Below are 22,227 nucleotides of genomic sequence, written 5' to 3'. Positions count from 1 at the left end.
CCATTCCAGTTTGTTAATCTTTGAGGTTCGTCTAGCAACTCATCCTCTCTTGGAATCTTTATCGGTTACAAAAAAAATAACTTTAATCTTTTTTAATAAAAACTATCATTTTCCGAGCAAAACAAACATAACACTTTGATTTTAAATAAAACAAAGTCAACAAAAAAACCCTCTGATGAGGGTTTAATCATTCTAAAATAAGCGCTATTTCGCTTATTGTAACAGCTGTAATGCGATCTGCGGTTGCTGATTAGCCTGCGCCAACATCGAGCTAGACGCCTGCTGCAATACTGAAGATCTGGCCAATTGTGCCGTTTCAGCGGCAAAATCTGTATCTTCAATACGAGAACGAGAAGCTGAAACATTCTCTGCAGTGTTTTCGTTACTTCGGATCACCGAAGAAAAACGGTTTTGTTTAGCACCCAGATCTGCTCGCACACTGTTGACTGTTGCCAATGCTTGGTCAATCTTAGCAATAACCGACTGCGCTTTGGTAAAGGTCGACACCCCTTGAGAGACACTGACACCACCAGCACTTAACTTCGCACTAATAGTAATCGTGATTAATTGTCCTTTATTGGCGCCAATCTGAAATGCTTCTTGGTATGAAGAATTTAAGATTTTAACACCACCGAATTCTGTATCGTTCGAGATACGAGTCAACTCAATGGAAAGCTCTTGAAACTCAGCATTCAATGCTTGGCGGTCCGAGGTATTGTTCGAACCGTTTGAAGATTGAACGGCGAGGGTACGCATACGATGCAGCGCGTTTACGTATTCATCCAAAGCACCTTCAGCAGTTTGTGCTAATGAAATACCATCATTGGCATTTCGTGAAGCCTGATTTAACCCATTAATTTGCGCTGTTAAACGGCTGGAGATTTGCAAACCTGCCGCATCATCTTTTGCACTGTTAATACGTTTCCCTGAAGATAAACGCTGATAATTGGTTCCTAACTGATCCGTTGACTTGCTCAGTTGACGCTGTGCATTCAACGAAGAGATATTACTGTTTACGACTAATGCCATTGCTATCATCTCCTAAGTTATAGGGTGTGGTTCAATTCCTGATAACAACCGTTACTTAAGAACCACTTACAAAATATTGTCACTGTTTAAAAAGCATACTCTGTGCCAACTTGGCCATTAAATATAATTAAATAGGCTTAACCCTTTGATTTGAATAAAGGTTTGTTGAGCTGCTTGCAGTGCAACCTGTGACTGTTCAAAGTTAGAAATGGCTTTTGCAAAATCTAAATCTTCAATGTTAGAGCGGCCTGAAGACAGTGCGAGGGTGGCCTCAGCATGGCTATTATCTTGAGTTTCAATAAGTTTTAGCCTTACACCTGCTTCAGTTCTACGCGAAGTGATGTGATTTAACGCTTCGTTTAGCTGCGTCAAAATATCACCATAATCAACACCATGCTGGACAGGATCTGCCGGATTAGCGCCAACATTCATCCAATCTATTGCCGCTTTCATTGTATCGAAAATACTAATGTTGGCGGTCGGCGTCATATCAAACTCATCACCCGGCAACGGGTTGCCGCTGATCTCAACCTCTATACCGTTAAAGGCAATAGTTTGCCCAGAAACATAGGTTGCTGTGCTGTACACTACAGCGCCATTTCCATCGGTTACGGTAAGATCGGTTGAGGAAGTAAAATTAAAGTTATAATCAGGTGGGTTGGATGCAGGATCATAAGCACCTGGATTGGCGATTACGGCACGATTCAACGCAATACCTGATGTATTATTGACATAGTTGGCGGTAAAATCACCAACGGCATTGGCGACCTGCTCAAACGCCTCATCACCAGGTTGATTAGTTTCAACCATGACATTTTTAGCAATTTGTAGCTCTCTGGTGCCATTATCGCCTTGATAGGTAACTATATTACCCGGTTGCCATGCAAAAGGTTGCGTGTCAATTTGATAACCTGAGAAAATATAGCCTCCGGTTTCATCTTTGCTGTTAGCGATATCAAGCATTTGTTGCAAACTATTATTTGCTAGTTCTCCTAACGACTTTAAGTCGCTATCTGCCAAAGTGCCGTTATTTGCTTGAATAAAAAGTGTTTTTAACTCTTGCATCAAATTTTCTGCATTAGCAAAACTGGTTTCTTGCAAACTGTTGCGGTTAGTCGCTTGAGTGATATTACGCTGATACTTTTCAATGTTGGTCAGCTCATCTTTATAGCCTTGCAAGGTGCCATAAGTTACCGGATCATCTTTGGCGGTAAGTACTCGCTTACCAGATGATATATATTTCATTTGATCATTAACAATCGATTGTTTAGAGCTTAACTGCTGACTATTTTGAAAATAAAACTGTTGAGTAGAAACTCTCATGTCACTCTCCTATCGCACCGCGTTTAATAGCGTATCGAAAATCGTGTTAGCAGCGGCGATAATTTGTGAAGAGGCCTGATAAGCTTGTTGAAATTTGATCATATTAGCCGCCTCTTCGTCTAAATTAACGCCTGATATTTCTTGGTTTCGATTAAACGCTTGGGTATATAGCGATTCAGCTGTGTTAGCAACAAGTTGTGCAGATTTCGCGCTTGAACCCACATCAGCTATTGAGATAGCAATACTTTGCCCAAAGGTTTCACGCCCATTACTTAGCACGCCTTGTTCTTGAGTTAATGCCATTGCCACGGCATTGTCTCCATTACCGATACCAAAGGCATCGACGATGGTAAATGTCTCGCGAGCTAGCGGTCCTTGTCCAATAGGATCTCCGCCAATTTCTATTTGAAATGCCGCACCAGCCGGTGCTGGCGGTAAGTCGATTAACGCTGTACTGCCACTTGCAAATGTACCACTGGTAATTACCGGTGCAGGTGGTGGATTTCCAGAGTCATAAACACGGTAACTGTATGTACCAGGCGCACTCTCGTAGACATCAACGGTTAGGCCGGCATTCAAGGTTGACGTAAAATTGCGAGCCGCAACCGGATCGTAAACCTCGCTAATGGTCATTACACCATCGCTGACATTGTTCGGAGAATTTTTCACTTCTACTGCAGAGCTTGCAGCAATACCCATTTCACTGGTCAAGGTCACTTTCATTAACGCTGCACTATTCTCACCAGGGCGAATAACAAAAACGTCATCTGTTGCAGGGACACCCGAATTAATAACAAAGTCAAATCCCTGTCCACTGTCATAGCGATTAGGAGGAGTAAGTACTAACGTTGTTTGTGCCATAGTATCCATATTCGTCATGACATAGTTAACGCCGTCATACTTTATTTGATATTCATCAGCCGTTAATGCGCCTACATTAGTAATTTCAACGCTCGCATCAACCGTACCTGTATTTTTCGACGGTGTTAGTACACGGCCCGCCATTAATGCAGTGGTATTAATATCGGTGAAAAAATTTAACCCTTGTTGTTGATTTAAATCTAAACCATTGTTTTGTGCTTCATTGAGGGTATAGGAAATCGCTATTGCTAAACGATTTACCTCAGCTTTAACCGTCGCTAAATGCTCATCTCGAAACTCCATCTTAGCGGCAAGTGCACCACCAAGCGTTGCGCCATTTAAGGCAACTGTACTGTTAGGGCCTTTGAGTTGAATAACGGTTTTTTGTGGATCAGGATCGCCAGCGGCGACATTAACCCCCATCGGTGTAATACCAGCAACTAAGGTCGCGCCACTGCCGATCATGACCGTTAAAACGCCATTTTTATCTTCTATGGCGTTAACATTGGTATATTCACTTAACTCATGAATTAGTTGATCTCTGCGGTCGAGCAAATCGTTAGGTTGGCCATTAACATTAACATTTTTATCGGTTAATACTTGCTCGTTAATTTTGGCGAGCTCTACTGATATCTCTGAAATCTTAGCGGCGATCTGATTAATCTCGCCATTCACCGATTTTTCTAATTGTTCAAAATCTTCACTTAGTGAACGAAAGTCACTAGCAAGAATGTTAGCCTGGCTTAACGCGATACTTCGAAGACCCAAGTCACTTGGATTATCGGCAATGCTATTAATGGTTTGGTAAAAATTATTGATGCCGACACTAACTGCTTCACCAGAGTAGCTCATGATTTCATTTAAATGATTTAAGTCTTTGTGCAGCGTATCGGCATTGCCTAAGTTACTGTTACTTAGCAACTGCTCTTTATAGGAAAACTGGTCGTAGATGCGAACAATGTCCTCTACGTAGGTCCCTGTGCCAATATAATTACTACCAAAGGGATGACCAAGCGTGGCATTTTGTTCTGTACGCTGACGGTTATAACCTTCGGTATTAACATTAGCGATATTGTGACCTGTCGTCGCAAGCTGCTGCTGCGCCGCCATTAAGCCACTTACACCTGTTTGATATAAACTTACCGTCATGATTTTAACTCCCGCCAGAGGAATGTTTACTTATCTAAATTAAAATTAATTAGTCTGCTATTAAGCTAGTGACGGTTTTGAGTGTTCCAAGAATTTTATTTGCGTAATTTGGATCAGTCGCATAACCGGCACTTTGTAAACCCTGCAAAAACTGTTCCACGTTACCTGCTTGTTTTAAGGCATTTTGATATCGACTGCCAGAAGAGAGAAATTCAATATAATCGTTAACACTGTCTTGAATAGATTGATAGACACGAAAAGGCTCTCGTTTTTTAACCATAGCGCCATTTTCAAATTCTAATGTTTCTTTATGAGTCTTATCGCCATTCCAGCGCTTATCCGCCTTAATATTAAATAAATTGTTTGAGCTTTCACCTTTACCCGTTCTAATGATTTTCTTTCCCCAGCCTGTTTCTAACGCAGCCTGAGCAATCACCACTTCAAAAGGCACATTCAGTTTTTCTTGAACGAGCTTTGCTGGCTCAGTTAATGCGCTAACAAAATCTTTGGGTTGCTCATAAGTTTGTGCATCAAGTTTGCGAATGCGTTTACTGAGTTGCTTATCTTCTATCGACTTATTGTCAGTAGTTTGACGTTCAAGCTTTTTAAGCAAATCTTGCTTTACCTGCATAAGTTGAGTTTGGGTAGCGTCTGTTCGCAATACGCTACTTGGCGTGAAATTATCTTGATCGCCACCTAACTGGCGAACGATCAAATCAGACAAACCTAACGAGCCATTGCTTGACATTTCTAAGGCCATTTGCTGGTCATGCATGTCACGGTAAAATTTAGAGGATTCCGAATTAAAAGGACTGTCCGACTCTAATACTTCTTGAGCCGAACGCATACTTTTTAACAGCATTTGCATAAAAATCGCTTCAAACTGTTTTGCCGCTTTCTTTAATGCATCACTCTTATCTGAAGCATCTTTTGAGGTTGATTGCACCCTTAGCTCGTTTAAGCCATTTATATCTAGAAAGTTTTGTGCATCACTAATTCGAGAGTTCATGATATTTTCAACCGCTAAATAATCACCAAGTCACCACGTAATGCGCCGGCTTGCTCTAATGCTTCTAAAATAGCCATCACATCGCCAGGGCCAGCACCAACATCGTTAATCGCTTTAACTAAAGTGTCTAATGTTACTCCTGGGTTAAAAACAAACATCCGCGAATCGTCTTTTCTGACATCAACGATTGATTGCGTTGTTGTGGTGGTTTCGCCTTCAGAAAAAGCGTCGGGCTGGTTAACTTCCTGAGTTTCATTAATTGTTACAGTAATTCCACCGTGAGTAATCGCTGCAGGTAGCAATCTAACGTCGGCCCCAATCACTATGGTACCGGTACGTGAGTTAACGATTATCTTAGCGGCAGGCGATGCAGGCTCAAACTCTAAGTTTTCAATAACCGACAGAAAACTCACTCTATCAGCAGCATCTCTAGGCGCATTCACTTGTACCGAGGTCGCGTCAATGGCACGTGCAGAGCCAGCGATAAAATCATTAATGGTGTCAGATAACCTTTTTGCAGTGGTAAAATCAGAATTTTTTAAGTTGAACGTAATGTAATCGCCACTGGTAAATGGTGATGGCACTTCGCGCTCAACCATGGCGCCATTAGCGATACGCCCGACCGTTGGTGTATTAATGACCACACTCGAACCATCTAACCCTTCAGCCCCAAGACCACTAACAATAATACTACCTTGCGCCACGGCATAAGCGTTGCCATCTAACCCCATTAAAATGGTTTGTAGTAGTGTGCCACCTCTTAAGCTTTGTGCACTACCCATTGAAGAGACCGTGACATCAATCGTTTGACCAGGCTTACTAAATGCTGGCAGTTCAGCATGGACCGCTACCGCCGCCACATTTTTTATCTTAGGCTTTAAATTCGCCGGCATGGTAATACCAAAATTACTCAGCATGGTTTTAAAGCTCTGCTCAGTAAACGGGCTTTGTTCACCGGTTCCTGGCAAACCAACCACTAAACCATAACCCACTAGTTGGTTTGAGCGAACACCTGCTACATCAGCTAAATCTTTGATTCGTTGGCCATAACTTTGTGCAGAGGCTAGTATGGTTAAGGATATCAATACGTATTTTATGACTGCTTTCATACATTACTCTCCTACAGAGGCCACCACGTACTATTAAAGAATTTCGATAACCAGCCTTGTTCATTAACCTCAGCAAAACTGCCAGTGCCAGAGTATTGAATACGAGCATTAGCGACTTTATTTGATAAAATGGTATTGTTGGCGCTAATGTCTTGAGCACGAATAACGCCAGTTAAACGAATATATTCATCGCCACTGTTTAATGTCATCCATTTTTCACCGCGGATCATTAAGTTGCCATTGGGAAGGACTCGCAATACATGTACCGAAATATTCCCGCTTAAACTATTGCCCTGATTGGTTTTTGAATCACCTTTAAAATTTGAAGACTGATTTAAACCAAACTGAATGGCGTCATCTTTAAAATTAATTGCATTTCCACCAAAACCAACGACCGGGTCAAGCGTCGCTGCATTATCTTTTTTAAGCTCGGTTTTGGCATTTTTCTGTGCTTGGGTACTTTCACTTAAAATGACAGAAATAATATCGCCAACTCGATGTGCTTTAGAGTCAGAGTAAATGTTATTTACATAATTCGCCTTAAACAATGAGCCTGATGGAACGATAGATTCTTCTTCCATTTCCGGCATGATTGGCGCGAAATCAGGATCATTAGGTAAAGTTTGTGCTTTTTCTGTACTAGCACATCCAGATAACGTCATCCATGCGATAAATAGCGTAATTGCAATTTTCATTTTGACGCTCCTTGAGCCATTAAAGCTGCTGATTAATATAGCTAAGCATTTGATCAACTGATGAAATAACTTTTGAGTTCATTTCATAGACCCGTTGGCTTTCGATCAAATTAACCAATTCTTCGGTGGTGTTTACATTGGAAGTTTCTAGTGCGCCCTGCACTAACATCCCAAAACCTTCTAAGCCAGGAACCCCCTCTTGAGGAGCACCACTGACGGCGGTTTCAACAAATAAATTCTGACCAACTGGCTCTAAACCTGTTGGATTAACAAAGTTAATGGTATTAATTTGCCCTATAACTGCTGGCTCAGGTTGCCCTTGCAGGGTTACCGAGACTTCACCGTCTTGCGAAACATTGATACTTAATGCGTCTTGAGGAATGGTCACTTGCGGCTGCAGTAAATAACCTGCGCCAGGCGTTACCATATTGCCCTCTTCGTCCATGGTAAATTGACCATTTCGCGTATAGGCAGAGCTGCCGTCCGGCATTAATATTTCAAAAAAACCTTCACCTTGTATCATTAAGTCCAATGAATTATCCGTGGTGATCAAATCACCTTGTGAATGAATTTTTTGTGTCGCTACAACTTTGGTTCCAGCGCCAAGCATCAATCCTGAAGGCAACTCGGTATCTTGAGCACTTCGGCCACCCGGTTGATTGATTGTTTGATAAAGTAAGTCTTCAAATACCGCACGACTTTTCTTAAAGCCTACGGTACTCGCATTCGCTAAGTTATTAGAAATTACCGCAATATCTTTAGTTTGCGCATCTAAGCCGGTTTTACTGATCCATAATGCTGGGTTCATAAATCACCTCAATAATTAGTTTAGAAAGCACGTAATAACGATCCGGATGCCGAATCAATTTCTTCCGCGGTTTTCATCAGTTTCAATTGCATTTCAAATTGTCGTTGCAATGCAATCATGTCAGTCATCTCGCCGATAGGGTTAACATTACTAGACTCTAGCGCCCCACTCGCCACCGAGACGGTTATATCAGCATCAAGAGCAGAGCCATCTTTCATACGAAACAGGCCATCATTGCCTTTTTCTAGTTGACGCGTATCAGGATTAACTAACTTAATTCGCGCAACTTCTTCTTGCACGGTAGCTGGTGCTCCCTCTGGTTGAACCATAATAGTTCCATCGCGAGAAATGGTAATATTGTTAACTGGCAGAGGAATGGTTATCGGCCCAGCTTCACCAATCACTGCATAACCATTAGCCGTTTCTAACACCCCTTCCGGAGAAAGTTTAAGTTGGCCAAAACGGGTATATGCTTCACTACTCGTGTCGAGCTGCCCAACCTGTTGAATACCTACTTGGGTGCCAATGACAGGAGCAGGACCTGGAGCTTGAACGGCGATGAAGCCATCGCCCTCAATGGCAACATCAAGGTCTCGACCCGTGGTCATTAACGTACCACTGTCAAAGTTTTGGCTAGCTCGCTCAGTCATGGCAAAAACACGTGTTGGCATACCTTCACCAAATGCCTGCATTGAACGTGCTTGTGCTAAATCAGCTTTAAATGCCGTAGTCTTTGCGTTTGCAAGGTTATTGGCATTCACAGATAAGGCGTGCATATTTTGTTTAGCGCCGCTCATCGCGACATAAAGCAACTTATCCATTGTTATTCCTGTCTAGCTATAAATCGTATTAAGACAAATGCAAGGAAAGTGCCAACAACATAATAACGGTGTTGCTAAATGAGGGTAATTAATGAAGAATTAAAAAAGCCCAGGCGGGAGCGCTGGGCTGAAGAGAAAATAACGACTCGTTATTATTATCGAATCTGTAAAATCGTCTGATTCAGGGTATTATCCACTTCAAGTGCTCTTGAGTTGGCCTGGAAGTTACGTTGCGCTGAAATCAAATCAATCAACTCATTGGTTAAGTTAACGTTTGATTGCTCTAACGCTGATGAATTAATGGTACCAAAGGTTCCTGAACCCGCTTCCCCCGCCAATGCTTCACCTGAGCTAATACTTTCTTTCCACGACGTATTACCAATTTGCGTTAACCCTTGTTCGTTGGCAAAGTTAACTAAAGCAATACGAGATAACGGCTCTGAAGTACCATTACTATACGTTGCGCGTACTAAACCGTCGATACCAATATCAATACCGGTTAATCGGCCAACCGCCAAACCATCTTGCTCTAATGACGTCACTTCGAAATTCGAGGCAAATTGAGTTGGTTCATTCGGATTTGGGGCGATTGGATCTAAGTTAAAATCAATTGCTACGGCTTGGTTCGGATCAGCGCCATTAGATAAAATAGTCGCACCAAAGGCTGCAGTATTAATTCCGCCGTTGGCTAATGTTGGAATTTGAGTTTTGAAGTCACCCGAATTATCAAACTCTAGCTTTGCGCCGCTAATTCCGCCACCACCGGCAAGTGGGCCGGAAACTGAACCCCCGATTTCACCTGTTGGAACGCCCGCACCATCGACGATATCAATAGGATTTCCATCTACACCGGCAAACACAAACCACTCATTAGGGTTGACGGTTGGATCGTCTTTAACAAAGTAGTAAGTCATAATATGACTATCACCTAACGAGTCAAAGATGGTCACTGAGGTAGAATAGTTAAAGGTTAGCGGATCATTAGGATCAAAATTACCCGGCGCTGTTGAAATATAAGCATCACCTGCAGGTAAATTCATACGAATATCAACTTCGGCGGTTTTTTGTGGCGCGCCAGACGCGGTTGGTATACGAATTGGCTCAGCTGTCGATAAACTTACCGATGCAGAGGTACCATCTTGGTTTACCGGAAAGCCCATTAAATATTCGCCATTTGAATTAACGACAAAATTACTGTCATTTAGCTTAAATTGACCTGCTCGAGTGTAGGATGTCTCTAAACTATCGAGCTCTGGCACCACAGCAAAGAAACCATTACCGGTAATTGCTAAATCTAGGGCATTGTTAGTAAATTGAATACTACCTTGTGAGAACTGTTGGGCAACATCCGCTGTCAACACACCGTCACCAACTTTGGTTTTGCCAGAAGCAAGTAATGAAGATGCGTAAACATCAACAAACTCAGCACGCGATTCTTTAAAACCCGTGGTATTTACATTGGCAATGTTATTAGACGTAACGTCTAAGTCTTTTTGGGCAGCGTTTAAACCGCTTAAAGCTATATTAAATGACATAATTGCACCTCTTTAAAAATCTTGTTCAGTTACCACAAATGAATTAGCCTTCTGACACTTCAACCACATCGGTTAATGCCATTGACGTTCCGCCATTTAGGTTCAATAAAATACTGCCGCCAGGGCCTGCAAGTGTGACACTATCGACTTTTCGATAAGTCATCGCGCTTAGTTCTGACGCATGTCCTTCAACTAAGCCGGCAATACGAAAACGATAAGCGCCAGTAGCGGCAGGCTCACCATCGGATGCCATACCATCCCATGTGAAGGTAAACTCACCGGCATTAACATTACCGACAGGTACGGTTTGAATGATCTCACCGGCGGTATTTTCAACATAAATATTCACGTTGCTCGCTGGCGCATCAGTAACTAACTTACCTTTGACGGAATCACCTTCTTTGGTACCAAAGACATTGTCATTTACCAAGACACTACGACCAACCAATGATGATGCCTGCAATGCCTGACTCGATGTCATTTGCGATGCAAACTGAGTAAATTGTTCGTTCAACTCTTGCACTCCATCAGTTGTAGAGAACGCTGTCATTTGCGAAATCATTTCATTGTTGTCGACAGGCTTAGTTGGGTCTTGATGCGCCAATTCTTTAGTCATCAAGGCAAAAAAGTCTTCTTGCGTTAACATGCCGCGATTTTCTTCCGCACGTTTATACTCTTCTTTTTGCCAACGTAGACCTTCTAAAGGGCTGCTACCTGATACTGATTCCATAATGGCTCCTAACTAACGATTACCGCTGACCAAGTGATAAGGTTTTGGTAAGCATATTTTTTGCCGATTCTGCCAATTGAATATTCGTTTGATAAGAACGAGATGCAGAAATCATGTTGGTCATTTCTTCAATAACATTGACGTTAGGCTTATAGATATAGCCATCTTTGTCTGCCATTGGATGGTCTGGGGCATATTCAATGTTAAGCGGTTTGTCACTTTCAACAATACCTAACACTTTTACATTTACGGTTTCATCTTGGCCAGCGGCAGCTTTTTGCATTTCAGCGGCAAAGACTGGATGTCTGGCTCGGTAAGTTTGGTCAATACTACTACTGACGCTATCAGCGTTAGCGATATTACTAGCGGTGGTGTTTAAGCGCACAGACTGTGCACTCATGCCGCTGCCGCTAATATCAAATACATTAAAAAGGCTCATTATTACTGCCCTCCTTTAATCGCTTTTTGTAGGCCACTGATCTTACTGTTCATAAACTGTAGACTCGCTTGATACCTCATTGAATTATCTAGATACAAGTTTCGTTCCACTTGTACATCAACAGTATTACCATCACCCGTATCTGGTTGATCTGGCACGCGATAATCTACGTTATTGTTTAATTCACCACGAACATCAAAGTGTTTTTCATGAGTACGAGCCATGCCGGCTTGCTGCTTATTTGCCGCTTGTGACAATACAGAGCGGAAATCCATGCCCTTAGCTTTGTAGCCAGGGGTGTCTGCATTCGCAATGTTACTGGCAATAACCTCTGCATTTTTTGAACGAACTCGTAAACTATCTGGATGGATACCAAATGCTTTTTCAAACGTAATAGCCATAATCCTACCTCCAACGTAATGAAAGTAGGTATTCAATAATTATGCCAAGCTAAGTGAAGTAAATTTGACGGTTAGGTGGGTTTCTTTTGATAAATGATGCCTGGATTACAACGCACCATGTCAAAATCTTTGTTTAATCCTGATAAAGATTCAGACGCGCCTAAAAAAAGATATCCCTCTTTATTTAACACGCCATGAATTTGTGAAAGAATTTTTGCTTTAATTTCAGGAGAAAAATAGATCAGCACGTTTCGACAAAAAACAATGTCAAAACGCCCCATGAGACTATAGCTATTCAATAAGTTTAATGGCCTAAAACTGACCATTTTCTTGACATGGTCTTTGATTTTCATCATCCCATTGTCGCCATCTTCAAAAAATTGTCGCTTACGCTCTAAAGATAAACCACGTGATAACGCTAATGCATCGTAGTGACCATATTTGCAGTGCTCAAGCATAGTATTGGAGATATCAGTACCAACTATTTGAACACCTGATGGAAGCACACCTGGATTTTGTTGCTGAAACTCTAAGACGCTCATTGCAATAGAATAAGGCTCTTGTCCAGAAGAGCTTGCCGCCGACCAAATCTTTATTGGCTTTTTTTGCTTAGCTAGTTCCGGAAGTAATTTCGACTTTAACAACGCGTAGGGGTATTCGTCTCTGAACCACAGGGTTTCATTAGTCGTCATCGCATCAATAACGGTGGCTCGTAATTGTCGTTCAGTGGGACTTAACGTTAAGGCAACCAACTTACTTAGCGAGTCAACATGGAACTTGGCCATAAGCGGCGCTAGCCGACTCTTTACCAAATATTGCTTATTCTCTCCAAGCACAATACCACATTGTTGCTCTAGAAATTCACGAAACAGATGATAACTTTTATCATCCAGTTCTCTAGCTGACACTATCTATTCCTGCCTTACTATAATATGCCTAAGATAACTCTTCAGCTTTCAACCACTTTTTAACCGCATTGGCTAGCTCGTCAGGGTGGAACTTAGGGATAAAATCTTCCGCCCCTACTTTCTCAACCATTGCGTTATTAAATACACCGCTAAGTGACGTATGTAAAATAACAGGCATTTTCTTTAATCGATCGTTATTTTTTATCTCTGCCGTTAAGGTGTATCCGTCCATTTCAGGCATTTCAATATCAGAGATAAGTAATGCGACCTTTTCGTTTACTGATTTCTCACAGCTCTCTTCAATTTCTTTTAATTGATTAAGCGCTTCCTGACCATTTTTGGCCAACAACATTTTTAATCCTAAAGGCTCTAATGCACGTTTGACCTGATTTCTGGCAACGGTTGAATCATCAGCAATCATAATAACGCGCTCGCCTAAACTTTCACCAACGCTGGTATCAGCTACACCTTCACTCAATTCAGTGGAGACGGGGTTAATTTCATTTAATATTTTTTCAACATCTAAAATTGACACCATTTCTTTGTCAATTTCAGTAACCGCGGTCAAATAACTTGATTTACCGGCTCCTTCCGGCGGCGGCATGATATCCTGCCAGCTCAAGGTGACGATTCGTTCAACACCGGAAACCAAAAACCCCTGAACACTACGATTATACTCAGCGATAATAACAAAAGCATTAGATAAATCGGTTATTTCTGGGCCACCTGTCGCTTTACTTAAATCAATAACCGATATCGTCTGACCACGAATATGAGCAACACCTTTAATATACTTATCCTGCTTAGGTAAATTGGTTAATCTGGGACATGGCATAACTTCTCTAACTTTAAATACGTTAATACCGAACCTTTGCCGTCCGACTAATTTAAACATCAACAGCTCAAGTCTGTTTTGTCCTACTAGCTGAGTACGTTGATTAACTGAATCTAAAATACCTGCCATATAAACCTCTTTCAAAATTGCCCAATTTACGACAACAGGCACAATTCTTGATAGTACAGTAATAGATAAAATAAGTGACTTTTTATTGACACTTATTGTGATACAAATTTCTCATAATGTTAAGCATAGTCGAGTATTTGAAATTCCCTAATTTTTGGTGACAAAAAAATGAGCAAATTAAAGATTTTTAAAACATTTTCGATCATCTCGCTTTGGTTCACCGCTCACGCTTTAGGTCAACAATACGATAGTGAGAGCGTGCGTCAGTTAGCCAAGTCATTCGTAGAGAAGCACATTTCAACACCGGCTTATGGAAAAACGGTTGTTACACCTGCAGACATTGACCCACGTATTGTGATCAAGCCCTGTAAAACACCCTTGGCGTTGAATATACCTGAAAATAGGCTTAGTAGAAACGTAAATGTAAAAATTTCTTGCGAGGATTCAACACCCTGGCAATTTTACTTACCAGTAAAAGTTGAAACTCAGGTACCCGTGCTGGTGGCAAATCAGCCGATTAGTAAAGGTTCAATATTAGATGAATCAAACATTAGTTTGGTTTACAAAGACCAATTTGAGGTAAGAGGCGAGTCATTTAGTGATTTTGATACCGTGCTTGGTGCAAAAGCGCAGCGCACCTTATCGCACGACACCCCAATAACTCCTCGGAATATTTGTGTCGTTTGTAAAGGTGATACTGTTGAAATAGTAGCCAAGTCAGATGCTTTTATGATAAAAACAGATGGTATAGCCATGAGAAATGCCAATATCGGAGAGCAAATCAGAGTTAAAAATGCTCGTTCAGGCAAAATGGTAACGGCTGTTGTTGAAACGATTAACAAAGTTATAATTAATTGATCATTAATACTCAAGTATTTGTTAATATTGCCGATAAAAGGATAGAAATTTAATGAATTTGCCACTAAGGTTTTATTATGGCTATAAATATCAATAACTTGTCTAACAGCAATCAAGTTAAACAACAAAACGTTGACTTGAAATCGCAAGTGAAAGAGCAAGCTGTGCAAAATGCAAATACTGCTGAAAGTGCAAAATTTGCTAGTAAAGACTCGGTATCTTTAACACCACAGGCTAAGCAAATGACCGAATTGCAGAAAAAAGCGCAATCAGGTCCGGCTGTGGATGCAAAAAAAGTTGCTGAGCTTAAGAAAGCTATAGAGTCAGGTGAGTATAAAATAAACCCTGATAAACTAGCCGCTAGTATTGCTAAATACGAACTGGATCTTATCTAGTTTACCTATAAAGGATAGTCAGTGTGTCTACAGAATTTAATGGTCAACAAGCGTTAAAAAAGCAACTCGAGCAGTTGCAGCAACTACTATCTTTACTAGATAAAGAACGAGAAGTTCTTACTCAAAGCGCGCCAGAAAAGCTGGTGGAGCTTAGTGAACAAAAAAACAATTTATTGGTGGCCATTGAATCACTCGACAAACAAATCGAGCAAAGTGTTCAATTTAGAAAAGATAAAGCGAATGGCCTTTTTGAGCAGCAACTTGCTGAGATTGAGGCTTGTTTGCTCAAGTGCAAAGAGCAGAATACGATTAATGGCCAAATTATCGAGCATTCTCAATTAGCGGTTGAAAGAATGAAAACCTCGTTATTGCAAAATCACAATAAGTCATCTCTCACCTACGATAATAAAGGTAAAACTAGTGGTGGCTTAAGTAGTTTAGGCATCAAAGCCTAATATTTTATGCGTTAAACATTAATTAAAAAAGCCCAACGTGAAGTTGGGCTTTTTTGCATTTAGCGCACCTAGGTTAATAGTAACTAACCTCCTTGATAGTTCGATTACGACTTGAGCCTAAGTAAATCTCGTAAACCTTTCTAAAGTCTAGCTCTAACTCGGTTGTATAGGTATCGCCAACAGGATAGCTTTTGATAACTCTTGCCCCGCGTATTACCCCATTAATTGATGATGCCAATTGTTGATCCCCCATCACAAGGTTTTGCATATTGGTTTTGCCATTAACCTGTTGACCAAACACCTGTTCAGCAAGTTCAGCATATGCCGCTAATTTTGACGCTTTAATCGCCAGTAACATACGCTGAGTTTCGTTATCTGAATTTTGTAAGCTGATTGGTGCTTGTCCAATTGCTTTTAACACAGGAAATGCTTGTGGCGTCGCCGTAGCCCATTCAACATGTTTATCATATACACTGCTGCATCCGAAGAGTATGATACTGGCTGTGGCTGTAAGTACACTTTTTAATAACGGCATTTTCATTTAAAACCCCTCTCTTGCCAGAGATTTAACCTTAATGGGAATGTTGACTTGTTTTCCCTTGATTCTATTGCCTAGATCTTCAAGCATTTTTTATGCCTACTTTATTTTGACGATTTTTAGGCATATTTAATGCATAAACGGATGTAACTAACTTAAGTCATCAGTGACGCAATACTTGTTACCAAGTTTTAACGATGTTTAGGAATGATCATGCGTGTATCAACTTTGCTAGTAATTTCATTACTACTATTATGTCCACCAGTTTCAGCACAATGGTATGAAACTCAAGGCCATGCATTTGTAACCAATGGAGATGAAAAACTTGCCCGCACTAAAGCGATGGAGAACGCGCTAAAGAAAGCCCTGTTAGTAGCAGGAGCTTCAGTTTCCAGTGTTCAACAGGTCGTTAATGGCTTGATCACTCAAGATGAAATTAATATTCGCGCCACTGGCAGTGTTAATTCTTTAGAACTCGTCAGTGAACAGTATCACGATGACATGATCAGCGTTACGATTCGCGCCGATATTTTCCCACAAGAAAACCAATGTTTTGCCGCTGATTACAAAAAAGCGATTTTATTAACTAAAGCCAAACTTAAAGAGCGCCAACAAGCCAACATTGGCGGTATCTATGCCTTAGATACCAAAGTAATCAAAGAACTTGCGAACAAACTAACTCAAGAAGGCTTATATCTGCACACTAAATTGTCGCTCAAAAGTAGTACGGCGTTTTCTAGGCTAAACAACAGCCTAAACCAAGAAGAAATTAAATCACTTACCATGGCATTAGCTAGTGCTACTGATAGCCAGTACGTAATGTATAGTGAGATAAACGATGTTTCCTTGGCACACGATGAAAACAACAGTTGGCAATTTTGGCAACATGATATTTATGATCGACACTTTGACTTGTCGATTTATATTTATAATGGCGCAGATGGTGAGCTAGTTTTTGACAAAACATACCGAGGCTCTGCCCCCTGGCAATTTAATCAACGAGAACAAATCGATGTAAACTCAATGGCATTTTGGCAAAGTGAGTACGGTACTATGATCGACAGAGTATTGACGCAGACAATTACCGATATCGATGAAAATATGATGTGCCAGCCGACACAAGGTAAAATTGTCCGCTTAAACGGCAATGAAGTAATGATTAATTTAGGCTCTCGTCATGGCGTTAAAGTAGGTGATGAATTTACCTTACTACATTCAAATAACTTTACATCAAACGATGGTAAGCTCTACGCTGGTTATAATGTCAGCGACTTTAAAGTAAAAGTGACTCAAGTTAACCGTCAAAGCGCTATTGCCACCACAGCGGATCTGACACTTATTGACAGCATTCAAGTGAATGATCTCGCAGTAAGGCATTAACGCACAAAACGTTACTATTCATTTTAAAACATAAGGTTAGCGCTTTACATCATTGCGATAATTGACAATAATTTCGAAGGTTAACTGATCATCAGGCTCCGTAGCTCAGCTGGATAGAGCAGCCCCCTCCTAAGGGGCAGGTCACAGGTTCGAATCCTGTCGGAGTCGCCATATTATATATTTTACAATGGTATGATTAAGGTTGTGGCTCTGCACTTACTATGCGATCAAATGTACCGTCAGCTTTTATTGCTTGGTAAGCGTCACGTAATCGCTCTACTTGATCAATATCAGTTTCTATACTTGCTGCCACGTAGAGTCGATACCTTTCAACAATAAAAGGTTGTGGTGCAAATAAATGACTTTCGATGACAAAATACTTTTCCGCACTTTTGGCGATGTATTCATTAGCATAAGTTAGATCTGCCCTTCCTTTTGCCAGCATTTGCCAAGCTTGAGCATAATCTTTAACCAAAATTAAATGTTCACCGACAACAAAGCCTCTCTTAATGAGAGACTCGGCTTCAAAGCTATTTCTAACCACGACTATTCGATATTTTTTTGCATCATTGATATCAGTTAAGTGAATCGATTGCCCCTTTTTTAAAGCAAAAATCGATAACGCAAATCTCTAAGTTCACCTATCCATTGAAACAAAGGCTCTCTTTCGGCGCTGCGCGTTATTGAAAAAAAATGACATTTTTATCGTTTGAAGCGGATTTATATGCCCTTGCCCAGAGCATGACTTCAAACTTTGCGTTAATTTTTGCGCGGAAAACCATTTCCTTAACGATAAGGAATGATGTACCCCCCTACCAACTTTTCGTTATTAACCATTTGATAGGGAGGTAAATTTTCGGTAACAATTCTTAGCGAATAAGGTTGAATTTGAAAGGTATCGCCGCAACTAGGAAGGCAAAAATAGCTTAGCACAATAAAACAAAAGTAAAACTTTAAATACAATTATTCACCTATAGTTTTATTGAAGCTTTTACCATTATACTTTTCAACTAAAATCGATACCCAATCCCAAGGGCGATAACCGGATAAGCTTCAAAATCAGAAATATCATTTTCTAAATTTGCTCGCTCAATCGCAATATTATCATTAAGCTCTTGTACCAATGGATTACTGCTATCAGAAACATCGAAGACATAAACTTGACCGTTAGATTGCACAATCGCTGAACCGCTAGCGTTTAGATCAACCTTAGGGGTATCGGTAAATAATACGCCGAGCTCAAATGAAAACGTCCAACCTGATGGCGCATGATTACCCCAGCCTATGCCCAGATAGCCCGCGCTGCTTTTACCAAGTTCGACGTTGAGAGCTAGCGATAGTGGGTCACTTGGGTTTGAATAATAAACCTGATCACCAATTTCAAAGCCTTGGTCACCATTGTCTACACCTAAACCACTCAGTTCATTGCCATTAGCGTAAAACCCTGCAGATAATCTAAATGTACCAGAAAATGGTCGCCAATCGATTAACACTCCTGTGGTAGATAAATCGATTTCACCACTATAATCAATACCATCTTCTTCAAAATCATCATCATAGCTATAACCGTTGGCCTGCAACCTAAAGTTTAACTGTTCATTTACTTGATAATCTAGTTCTAGCCCTGCGCCAAGCGTTCCCGCTTTTAACGCGATAGCGATCGGGATATTTTTCTCTTTAGCTAAAGTCGTCGAAGGCAACATTATGCCTAAAAAAACAAAACTTAAGATCAGAGTTTTGATGTGCCATGTCATTGTGTTTTCTCCCTCTATATCAGTACCGTTTTAATCGGCATCATATTGGTTATAGTCGATAAAAGGAGAATGTGAAAGAAAATAAAAAGGCCTCTAAGAATTGAGGCCTTTAACAGTCTTAAAAAATAACATTTTCTTTTTTTATTTTTGTTACATCCATGTTTTCCGCAGTTGCATTACTACTCCATAACGCTGACAGTGCTAATATAACAACAGCTAATATTACCGTCGTCAGCTTTATTCCTCGCGAAGACGATCTATTCATGGTATTTCCAGTTGCTTTATTGTTATTAATATAACGTGAAGACACTACCTTATAAGGACAAAACTTTCAATACCTTAGCGCTGAATATATCATTGTTTTGTTACTGACTCATTTATAACGGCTTTTAAGTTGTCTTCACTGATTGGATAAAACAAACATTGCGCCAAATATCCGGTGTATTGTTCGTCCAACTGGCGGTATTCAATTCCTCGATAAAAGCCTATAACTTTTCTATTTTCACGGGTACTGAGCAACCTCTTTAACGTTTGAACAAAAGGTAGCGATGTGATGTTATCAATAACGATAAAGTCGTAAGGGACATTATCAATAATGTCTTCAAGTTCAGTATGATCGTCGATAATTTCAACTTGGCAACCAAGGCCTAATAGTAGCGGGGTAATTTCGAAATTAGTTGATAATGGTTCTTCAATCAACAAAACATTCCAACTTGAATCACCTTTATATATGGCATTTTCATTGACACTGTGAAAACTAGGCGCTTGGCGATTTATTGTAATAGGAATTGATATCGTCATCACTACACTGCCAGAAGGCACCATAGTCATTTTAATATTCCCTCCGAGTACATTTAACAACTCTGTGGCCAATGCCATACTCGTACTGAAGTTTCCAATATCTCGATCTAACCAATCATTGATCACCATTTCATTGCTATCTTTTAATGCGCTGCAGGTAAAAAATAACGTCGCATGATCTTTGTGATAATGTGCTTTCACTGAAATCTGAACATCTGTGTCAGAAAATAACAATAAGATATTATCACTCAAAGCTAACAGTAGCTTTTCTAATTTATTCTTATCCGTATTAATATGCTGAGGTAATTCACAATCAAACAAAAACTTTACTTTACAATCTAAATGCTCAGTCGCTTTTTGTATCTTTTTCTCGATATCAATTAAAAATAATGAAAAGTCAAAATACTGGTTTTCGTTATTGACTATTCGGCTTTCTATCGTTGATAAATCACTGACACTGCTTAGAATTGCCTTAAGCTGTTCTGCCACTTTAATAAAAGCACTACTCTCTATTGGCTGTAAGTCACGCCCTGCTTCCTTCACTTTATCTGCAATTTGTTCAACCTGATTGATCGGTTGACTCAGTTCAATCGCTAACGTTTGTAAAAATTGTGCCTTCGATTGGTTTTCTTTCTCTGATAATTCATTAACTCTTAACAACTCTTTGGTTTTTTCTGATACCTTCTCTGTTAATTCTATTGAATAAGCTGCCATCATTAGTAGCAATAACTGAAAAATGCTACCGCCGAGTGTCACGCCGATTAGCATGACCCAAGTTTGCCAATGTTTATCCTGTGAAAGCCAAGCCGACTGCTCTGCGACAACAAGTTGCCAGGTGCGATCAAACACCTGAATCGACTTATCGATTACCAATCTATTGTGCGTTGCAATCGATTTATCGGTGATTAAATAAGTGCTGGTGTCACTTTCATCAACAAGACTAAAACTAACTTGGTGTAATCGTGCGATATCATTAAGCTGATTAATTAATTGACTAACATCGATTATGCCAACCACAAATCCAAAAAACTCATTATCCATAGGTGTTTTCAAAGCACCAAAAGGGTTAACTTTTTTAGTAGTAATACCTTTTAAAACAAGAACGATTGGCTCTAATTCATTACTTTGATTAAATGAAAAAGGGGCGGTTGCTGAAACACTGCCATTGTTCATCGCTTGATAAATTGCAGGCGATATTTCGGTATGGGCATAAAAATCAAAACCAAAAGAAACGCCGCTAAAGTGTTCCGGATACACATATAGCGTTGGAATTAGCGGGGCAAATTGAGATTGCTCAATATTTAACTGATGATTAGCACTGTAAACCAGATAATCTTTATTAAATTGCTCAGTTCCGTGTTTTTCAAACGCTTTTCTATATTTAGCCCAAACCACCGGTGCCCACTGCACATTTTGTAAAATGGAGTTTGGTTGGAATACCTGCTCGGAAAAGCGTTGAAACTCTTGAAAATCTACTTGCTCAGAACTATTAAAGTAGGCCGCTAATGCATTAATTTGTGTCGACACCTTAGTCAGCTCTTTTGTTAATACGGTTTCAAAAGCTTGTTCAGCGATATTGAATTTATCTTGACGGTAATGTTGATGTTGCTGCTGAGAAATTTTAAAAAGAATTGCGATAGCAATACAGCCTAATATCGACGCTAAGGTAACGAAAGCGCTTTTCGATTGGCTGAGTTTGTGCTTTTTGGTGGAAAAAAGTAGCCATGGTGCTAAAAATATACTCACTAATAAGCTAGCACACCAAGATGTTAAAAGTGCATAGCCAATTGAAACATCAAAAGAAGCATTATCTAAAATGGTCACAATAGCGCCGGTAATTGCGGCTACCAACGCACCAAAAGGGCCAACTCTTAGGATAAACGCAAGTAACTGTGCTCTACTCGTTATCCAACGCTGTTCAGAGAGCAATTGATAAGTAAGTTGCTTAACCCAAAACGCTTGCAAAATACCTGCGAGGATAACAATCAACAGAATGGATAACGGTACATAAATCTGCCCGCCAACGTACAAGAGAATATTTAGCAATACCGAGAAAAAACTCACACTCAACAATGCAAAACTGCCAAAAATGAGCATTAAAACCGACATTACCCCTAACGTCGTACCAACAAAATTGATTAACGAAAAAGGCTTGATTGTGTAAGCGACCAATGCACAAATGACAAGAAATATTATCCCTGAATATAAAAACACTTTGACCTTACCAGCCATGAGTCCCCTGTCATTATTATCAAAATTAATCGA

Annotated in this window: 23 protein-coding genes and 1 tRNA gene; 5 read left to right on the top strand and 19 right to left on the bottom strand. The window is 40.3% G+C overall.

Going from position 1 to position 22,227, the window contains the following annotated elements:
* Window positions 1-213: 213 nt before the first annotated feature.
* The 14 genes from ACSLUH_RS01075 to ACSLUH_RS01010 form a co-directional block, all read right to left on the bottom strand.
* Window positions 214-1,029: a flagellin N-terminal helical domain-containing protein gene (locus ACSLUH_RS01075; RefSeq protein ID WP_448563693.1), complete on the bottom strand. Its 816-nt coding sequence runs from the start codon at window positions 1,027-1,029 to the stop codon at window positions 214-216.
* A 117-nt stretch (window positions 1,030-1,146) separates the two neighbouring features.
* Window positions 1,147-2,352 carry a flagellar hook-associated protein FlgL gene (flgL, locus tag ACSLUH_RS01070; RefSeq protein WP_448563691.1) on the bottom strand — a complete coding sequence of 402 codons (1,206 nt, stop codon included), beginning with the start codon at window positions 2,350-2,352 and terminating at the stop codon, window positions 1,147-1,149.
* Between the two features lie 9 nt (window positions 2,353-2,361).
* On the bottom strand, window positions 2,362-4,362 hold the full coding sequence (gene flgK / locus ACSLUH_RS01065) for a flagellar hook-associated protein FlgK (protein WP_448563689.1): 2,001 nt from the start codon (window positions 4,360-4,362) through the stop codon (window positions 2,362-2,364).
* A gap of 49 nt (window positions 4,363-4,411) precedes the next feature.
* On the bottom strand, window positions 4,412-5,371 hold the full coding sequence (flgJ, locus tag ACSLUH_RS01060) for a flagellar assembly peptidoglycan hydrolase FlgJ (protein WP_448563687.1): 960 nt from the start codon (window positions 5,369-5,371) through the stop codon (window positions 4,412-4,414).
* A 14-nt stretch (window positions 5,372-5,385) separates the two neighbouring features.
* A complete protein-coding gene (locus ACSLUH_RS01055) occupies window positions 5,386-6,480 on the bottom strand; it encodes a flagellar basal body P-ring protein FlgI (RefSeq protein ID WP_448563685.1) in 1,095 nt (364 codons plus the stop codon).
* Window positions 6,481-6,491: 11 nt separating this feature from the next.
* Window positions 6,492-7,175, bottom strand: coding sequence for a flagellar basal body L-ring protein FlgH (flgH, locus tag ACSLUH_RS01050; protein ID WP_448563683.1), 684 nt, complete (start codon window positions 7,173-7,175; stop codon window positions 6,492-6,494).
* A gap of 19 nt (window positions 7,176-7,194) precedes the next feature.
* Window positions 7,195-7,983 (bottom strand): flagellar basal-body rod protein FlgG, encoded by a 789-nt coding sequence (gene flgG / locus ACSLUH_RS01045; protein ID WP_448563681.1) that lies wholly within the window; start codon window positions 7,981-7,983, stop codon window positions 7,195-7,197.
* A 20-nt stretch (window positions 7,984-8,003) separates the two neighbouring features.
* Entirely contained in the window at window positions 8,004-8,804 is an 801-nt protein-coding gene (locus tag ACSLUH_RS01040) for a flagellar basal-body rod protein FlgF (RefSeq protein ID WP_448563679.1), read from the bottom strand.
* Window positions 8,805-8,959: 155 nt separating this feature from the next.
* The gene (gene flgE, locus ACSLUH_RS01035; protein WP_448563677.1) at window positions 8,960-10,339 is read right to left on the bottom strand and encodes a flagellar hook protein FlgE; all 1,380 of its coding nucleotides are present in this window, start codon (window positions 10,337-10,339) and stop codon (window positions 8,960-8,962) included.
* Window positions 10,340-10,382: 43 nt separating this feature from the next.
* On the bottom strand, window positions 10,383-11,069 hold the full coding sequence (locus tag ACSLUH_RS01030) for a flagellar hook assembly protein FlgD (RefSeq protein WP_448563675.1): 687 nt from the start codon (window positions 11,067-11,069) through the stop codon (window positions 10,383-10,385).
* A 19-nt stretch (window positions 11,070-11,088) separates the two neighbouring features.
* Window positions 11,089-11,508, bottom strand: a complete 420-nt coding sequence (flgC, locus tag ACSLUH_RS01025) for a flagellar basal body rod protein FlgC (RefSeq protein ID WP_448563673.1) — start codon at window positions 11,506-11,508, stop codon at window positions 11,089-11,091.
* 2 nt (window positions 11,509-11,510) lie between these two features.
* Window positions 11,511-11,909, bottom strand: a complete 399-nt coding sequence (gene flgB, locus ACSLUH_RS01020; RefSeq protein WP_448563671.1) for a flagellar basal body rod protein FlgB — start codon at window positions 11,907-11,909, stop codon at window positions 11,511-11,513.
* Between the two features lie 71 nt (window positions 11,910-11,980).
* Window positions 11,981-12,817: a CheR family methyltransferase gene (locus tag ACSLUH_RS01015; protein ID WP_448563669.1), complete on the bottom strand. Its 837-nt coding sequence runs from the start codon at window positions 12,815-12,817 to the stop codon at window positions 11,981-11,983.
* 28 nt (window positions 12,818-12,845) lie between these two features.
* Window positions 12,846-13,781 carry a chemotaxis protein gene (locus ACSLUH_RS01010; RefSeq protein WP_448563667.1) on the bottom strand — a complete coding sequence of 312 codons (936 nt, stop codon included), beginning with the start codon at window positions 13,779-13,781 and terminating at the stop codon, window positions 12,846-12,848.
* 168 nt (window positions 13,782-13,949) lie between these two features.
* Between ACSLUH_RS01010 and flgA the strand changes: the two genes are divergently transcribed.
* From flgA to flgN, 3 genes are all read left to right on the top strand, one after another.
* On the top strand, window positions 13,950-14,639 hold the full coding sequence (flgA, locus tag ACSLUH_RS01005) for a flagellar basal body P-ring formation chaperone FlgA (protein WP_448563665.1): 690 nt from the start codon (window positions 13,950-13,952) through the stop codon (window positions 14,637-14,639).
* 77 nt (window positions 14,640-14,716) lie between these two features.
* Window positions 14,717-15,034, top strand: a complete 318-nt coding sequence (gene flgM, locus ACSLUH_RS01000; RefSeq protein WP_448563663.1) for a flagellar biosynthesis anti-sigma factor FlgM — start codon at window positions 14,717-14,719, stop codon at window positions 15,032-15,034.
* Window positions 15,035-15,057: 23 nt separating this feature from the next.
* A complete protein-coding gene (gene flgN, locus ACSLUH_RS00995; protein WP_448563661.1) occupies window positions 15,058-15,489 on the top strand; it encodes a flagellar export chaperone FlgN in 432 nt (143 codons plus the stop codon).
* 73 nt (window positions 15,490-15,562) lie between these two features.
* On the opposite strand, the gene ACSLUH_RS00990 is transcribed toward flgN, so the two are convergent.
* A complete protein-coding gene (locus tag ACSLUH_RS00990) occupies window positions 15,563-16,030 on the bottom strand; it encodes an LPP20 family lipoprotein (RefSeq protein WP_448563659.1) in 468 nt (155 codons plus the stop codon).
* Window positions 16,031-16,240: 210 nt separating this feature from the next.
* Here ACSLUH_RS00990 and ACSLUH_RS00985 point away from each other — a divergent pair, with 210 nt between their 5' ends.
* Both ACSLUH_RS00985 and ACSLUH_RS00980 read left to right on the top strand, forming a co-directional pair.
* Window positions 16,241-17,407: a flagella assembly protein FlgT gene (locus ACSLUH_RS00985; RefSeq protein ID WP_448563657.1), complete on the top strand. Its 1,167-nt coding sequence runs from the start codon at window positions 16,241-16,243 to the stop codon at window positions 17,405-17,407.
* Between the two features lie 94 nt (window positions 17,408-17,501).
* Window positions 17,502-17,578 (top strand) — tRNA-Arg (locus ACSLUH_RS00980).
* A gap of 25 nt (window positions 17,579-17,603) precedes the next feature.
* On the opposite strand, the gene ACSLUH_RS00975 is transcribed toward ACSLUH_RS00980, so the two are convergent.
* The 4 genes from ACSLUH_RS00975 to ACSLUH_RS00960 all read right to left on the bottom strand — a co-directional run bounded on the left by ACSLUH_RS00975 (window position 17,604) and on the right by ACSLUH_RS00960 (window position 22,194).
* The gene (locus ACSLUH_RS00975) at window positions 17,604-17,951 is read right to left on the bottom strand and encodes a transporter substrate-binding domain-containing protein (protein WP_448563655.1); all 348 of its coding nucleotides are present in this window, start codon (window positions 17,949-17,951) and stop codon (window positions 17,604-17,606) included.
* A 466-nt stretch (window positions 17,952-18,417) separates the two neighbouring features.
* Entirely contained in the window at window positions 18,418-19,161 is a 744-nt protein-coding gene (locus tag ACSLUH_RS00970; protein ID WP_448563653.1) for a hypothetical protein, read from the bottom strand.
* Window positions 19,162-19,279: 118 nt separating this feature from the next.
* On the bottom strand, window positions 19,280-19,426 hold the full coding sequence (locus tag ACSLUH_RS00965) for a hypothetical protein (RefSeq protein WP_448563651.1): 147 nt from the start codon (window positions 19,424-19,426) through the stop codon (window positions 19,280-19,282).
* Window positions 19,427-19,515: 89 nt separating this feature from the next.
* Window positions 19,516-22,194, bottom strand: a complete 2,679-nt coding sequence (locus ACSLUH_RS00960; protein WP_448563649.1) for a CHASE domain-containing protein — start codon at window positions 22,192-22,194, stop codon at window positions 19,516-19,518.
* Window positions 22,195-22,227 lie beyond the last annotated feature (33 nt).

Source organism: Thalassotalea ganghwensis, assembly GCF_053485795.1.
This window is presented reverse-complemented; position numbering and strand designations above follow the sequence as displayed.

What these genes read in the sequence shown, in the direction of transcription:
- ACSLUH_RS01055 (WP_448563685.1), bottom strand. Translation starts at nt 6,480, where the DNA reads ATGAAAGCAGTCATAAAATACGTATTGATATCCTTAACCATACTAGCC.
- flgM (WP_448563663.1), top strand. Translation starts at nt 14,717, where the DNA reads ATGGCTATAAATATCAATAACTTGTCTAACAGCAATCAAGTTAAACAA.
- ACSLUH_RS00970 (WP_448563653.1), bottom strand. Translation starts at nt 19,161, where the DNA reads ATGACATGGCACATCAAAACTCTGATCTTAAGTTTTGTTTTTTTAGGC.
- flgG (WP_448563681.1), bottom strand. Translation starts at nt 7,983, where the DNA reads ATGAACCCAGCATTATGGATCAGTAAAACCGGCTTAGATGCGCAAACT.
- ACSLUH_RS01075 (WP_448563693.1), bottom strand. Translation starts at nt 1,029, where the DNA reads ATGGCATTAGTCGTAAACAGTAATATCTCTTCGTTGAATGCACAGCGT.
- flgK (WP_448563689.1), bottom strand. Translation starts at nt 4,362, where the DNA reads ATGACGGTAAGTTTATATCAAACAGGTGTAAGTGGCTTAATGGCGGCG.
- ACSLUH_RS00965 (WP_448563651.1), bottom strand. Translation starts at nt 19,426, where the DNA reads ATGAATAGATCGTCTTCGCGAGGAATAAAGCTGACGACGGTAATATTA.
- flgJ (WP_448563687.1), bottom strand. Translation starts at nt 5,371, where the DNA reads ATGAACTCTCGAATTAGTGATGCACAAAACTTTCTAGATATAAATGGC.
- flgA (WP_448563665.1), top strand. Translation starts at nt 13,950, where the DNA reads ATGAGCAAATTAAAGATTTTTAAAACATTTTCGATCATCTCGCTTTGG.
- flgC (WP_448563673.1), bottom strand. Translation starts at nt 11,508, where the DNA reads ATGAGCCTTTTTAATGTATTTGATATTAGCGGCAGCGGCATGAGTGCA.
- ACSLUH_RS01040 (WP_448563679.1), bottom strand. Translation starts at nt 8,804, where the DNA reads ATGGATAAGTTGCTTTATGTCGCGATGAGCGGCGCTAAACAAAATATG.
- ACSLUH_RS01010 (WP_448563667.1), bottom strand. Translation starts at nt 13,781, where the DNA reads ATGGCAGGTATTTTAGATTCAGTTAATCAACGTACTCAGCTAGTAGGA.
- flgE (WP_448563677.1), bottom strand. Translation starts at nt 10,339, where the DNA reads ATGTCATTTAATATAGCTTTAAGCGGTTTAAACGCTGCCCAAAAAGAC.
- ACSLUH_RS01030 (WP_448563675.1), bottom strand. Translation starts at nt 11,069, where the DNA reads ATGGAATCAGTATCAGGTAGCAGCCCTTTAGAAGGTCTACGTTGGCAA.
- ACSLUH_RS00985 (WP_448563657.1), top strand. Translation starts at nt 16,241, where the DNA reads ATGCGTGTATCAACTTTGCTAGTAATTTCATTACTACTATTATGTCCA.
- flgH (WP_448563683.1), bottom strand. Translation starts at nt 7,175, where the DNA reads ATGAAAATTGCAATTACGCTATTTATCGCATGGATGACGTTATCTGGA.
- flgB (WP_448563671.1), bottom strand. Translation starts at nt 11,909, where the DNA reads ATGGCTATTACGTTTGAAAAAGCATTTGGTATCCATCCAGATAGTTTA.
- flgL (WP_448563691.1), bottom strand. Translation starts at nt 2,352, where the DNA reads ATGAGAGTTTCTACTCAACAGTTTTATTTTCAAAATAGTCAGCAGTTA.
- ACSLUH_RS00990 (WP_448563659.1), bottom strand. Translation starts at nt 16,030, where the DNA reads ATGAAAATGCCGTTATTAAAAAGTGTACTTACAGCCACAGCCAGTATC.
- ACSLUH_RS00960 (WP_448563649.1), bottom strand. Translation starts at nt 22,194, where the DNA reads ATGGCTGGTAAGGTCAAAGTGTTTTTATATTCAGGGATAATATTTCTT.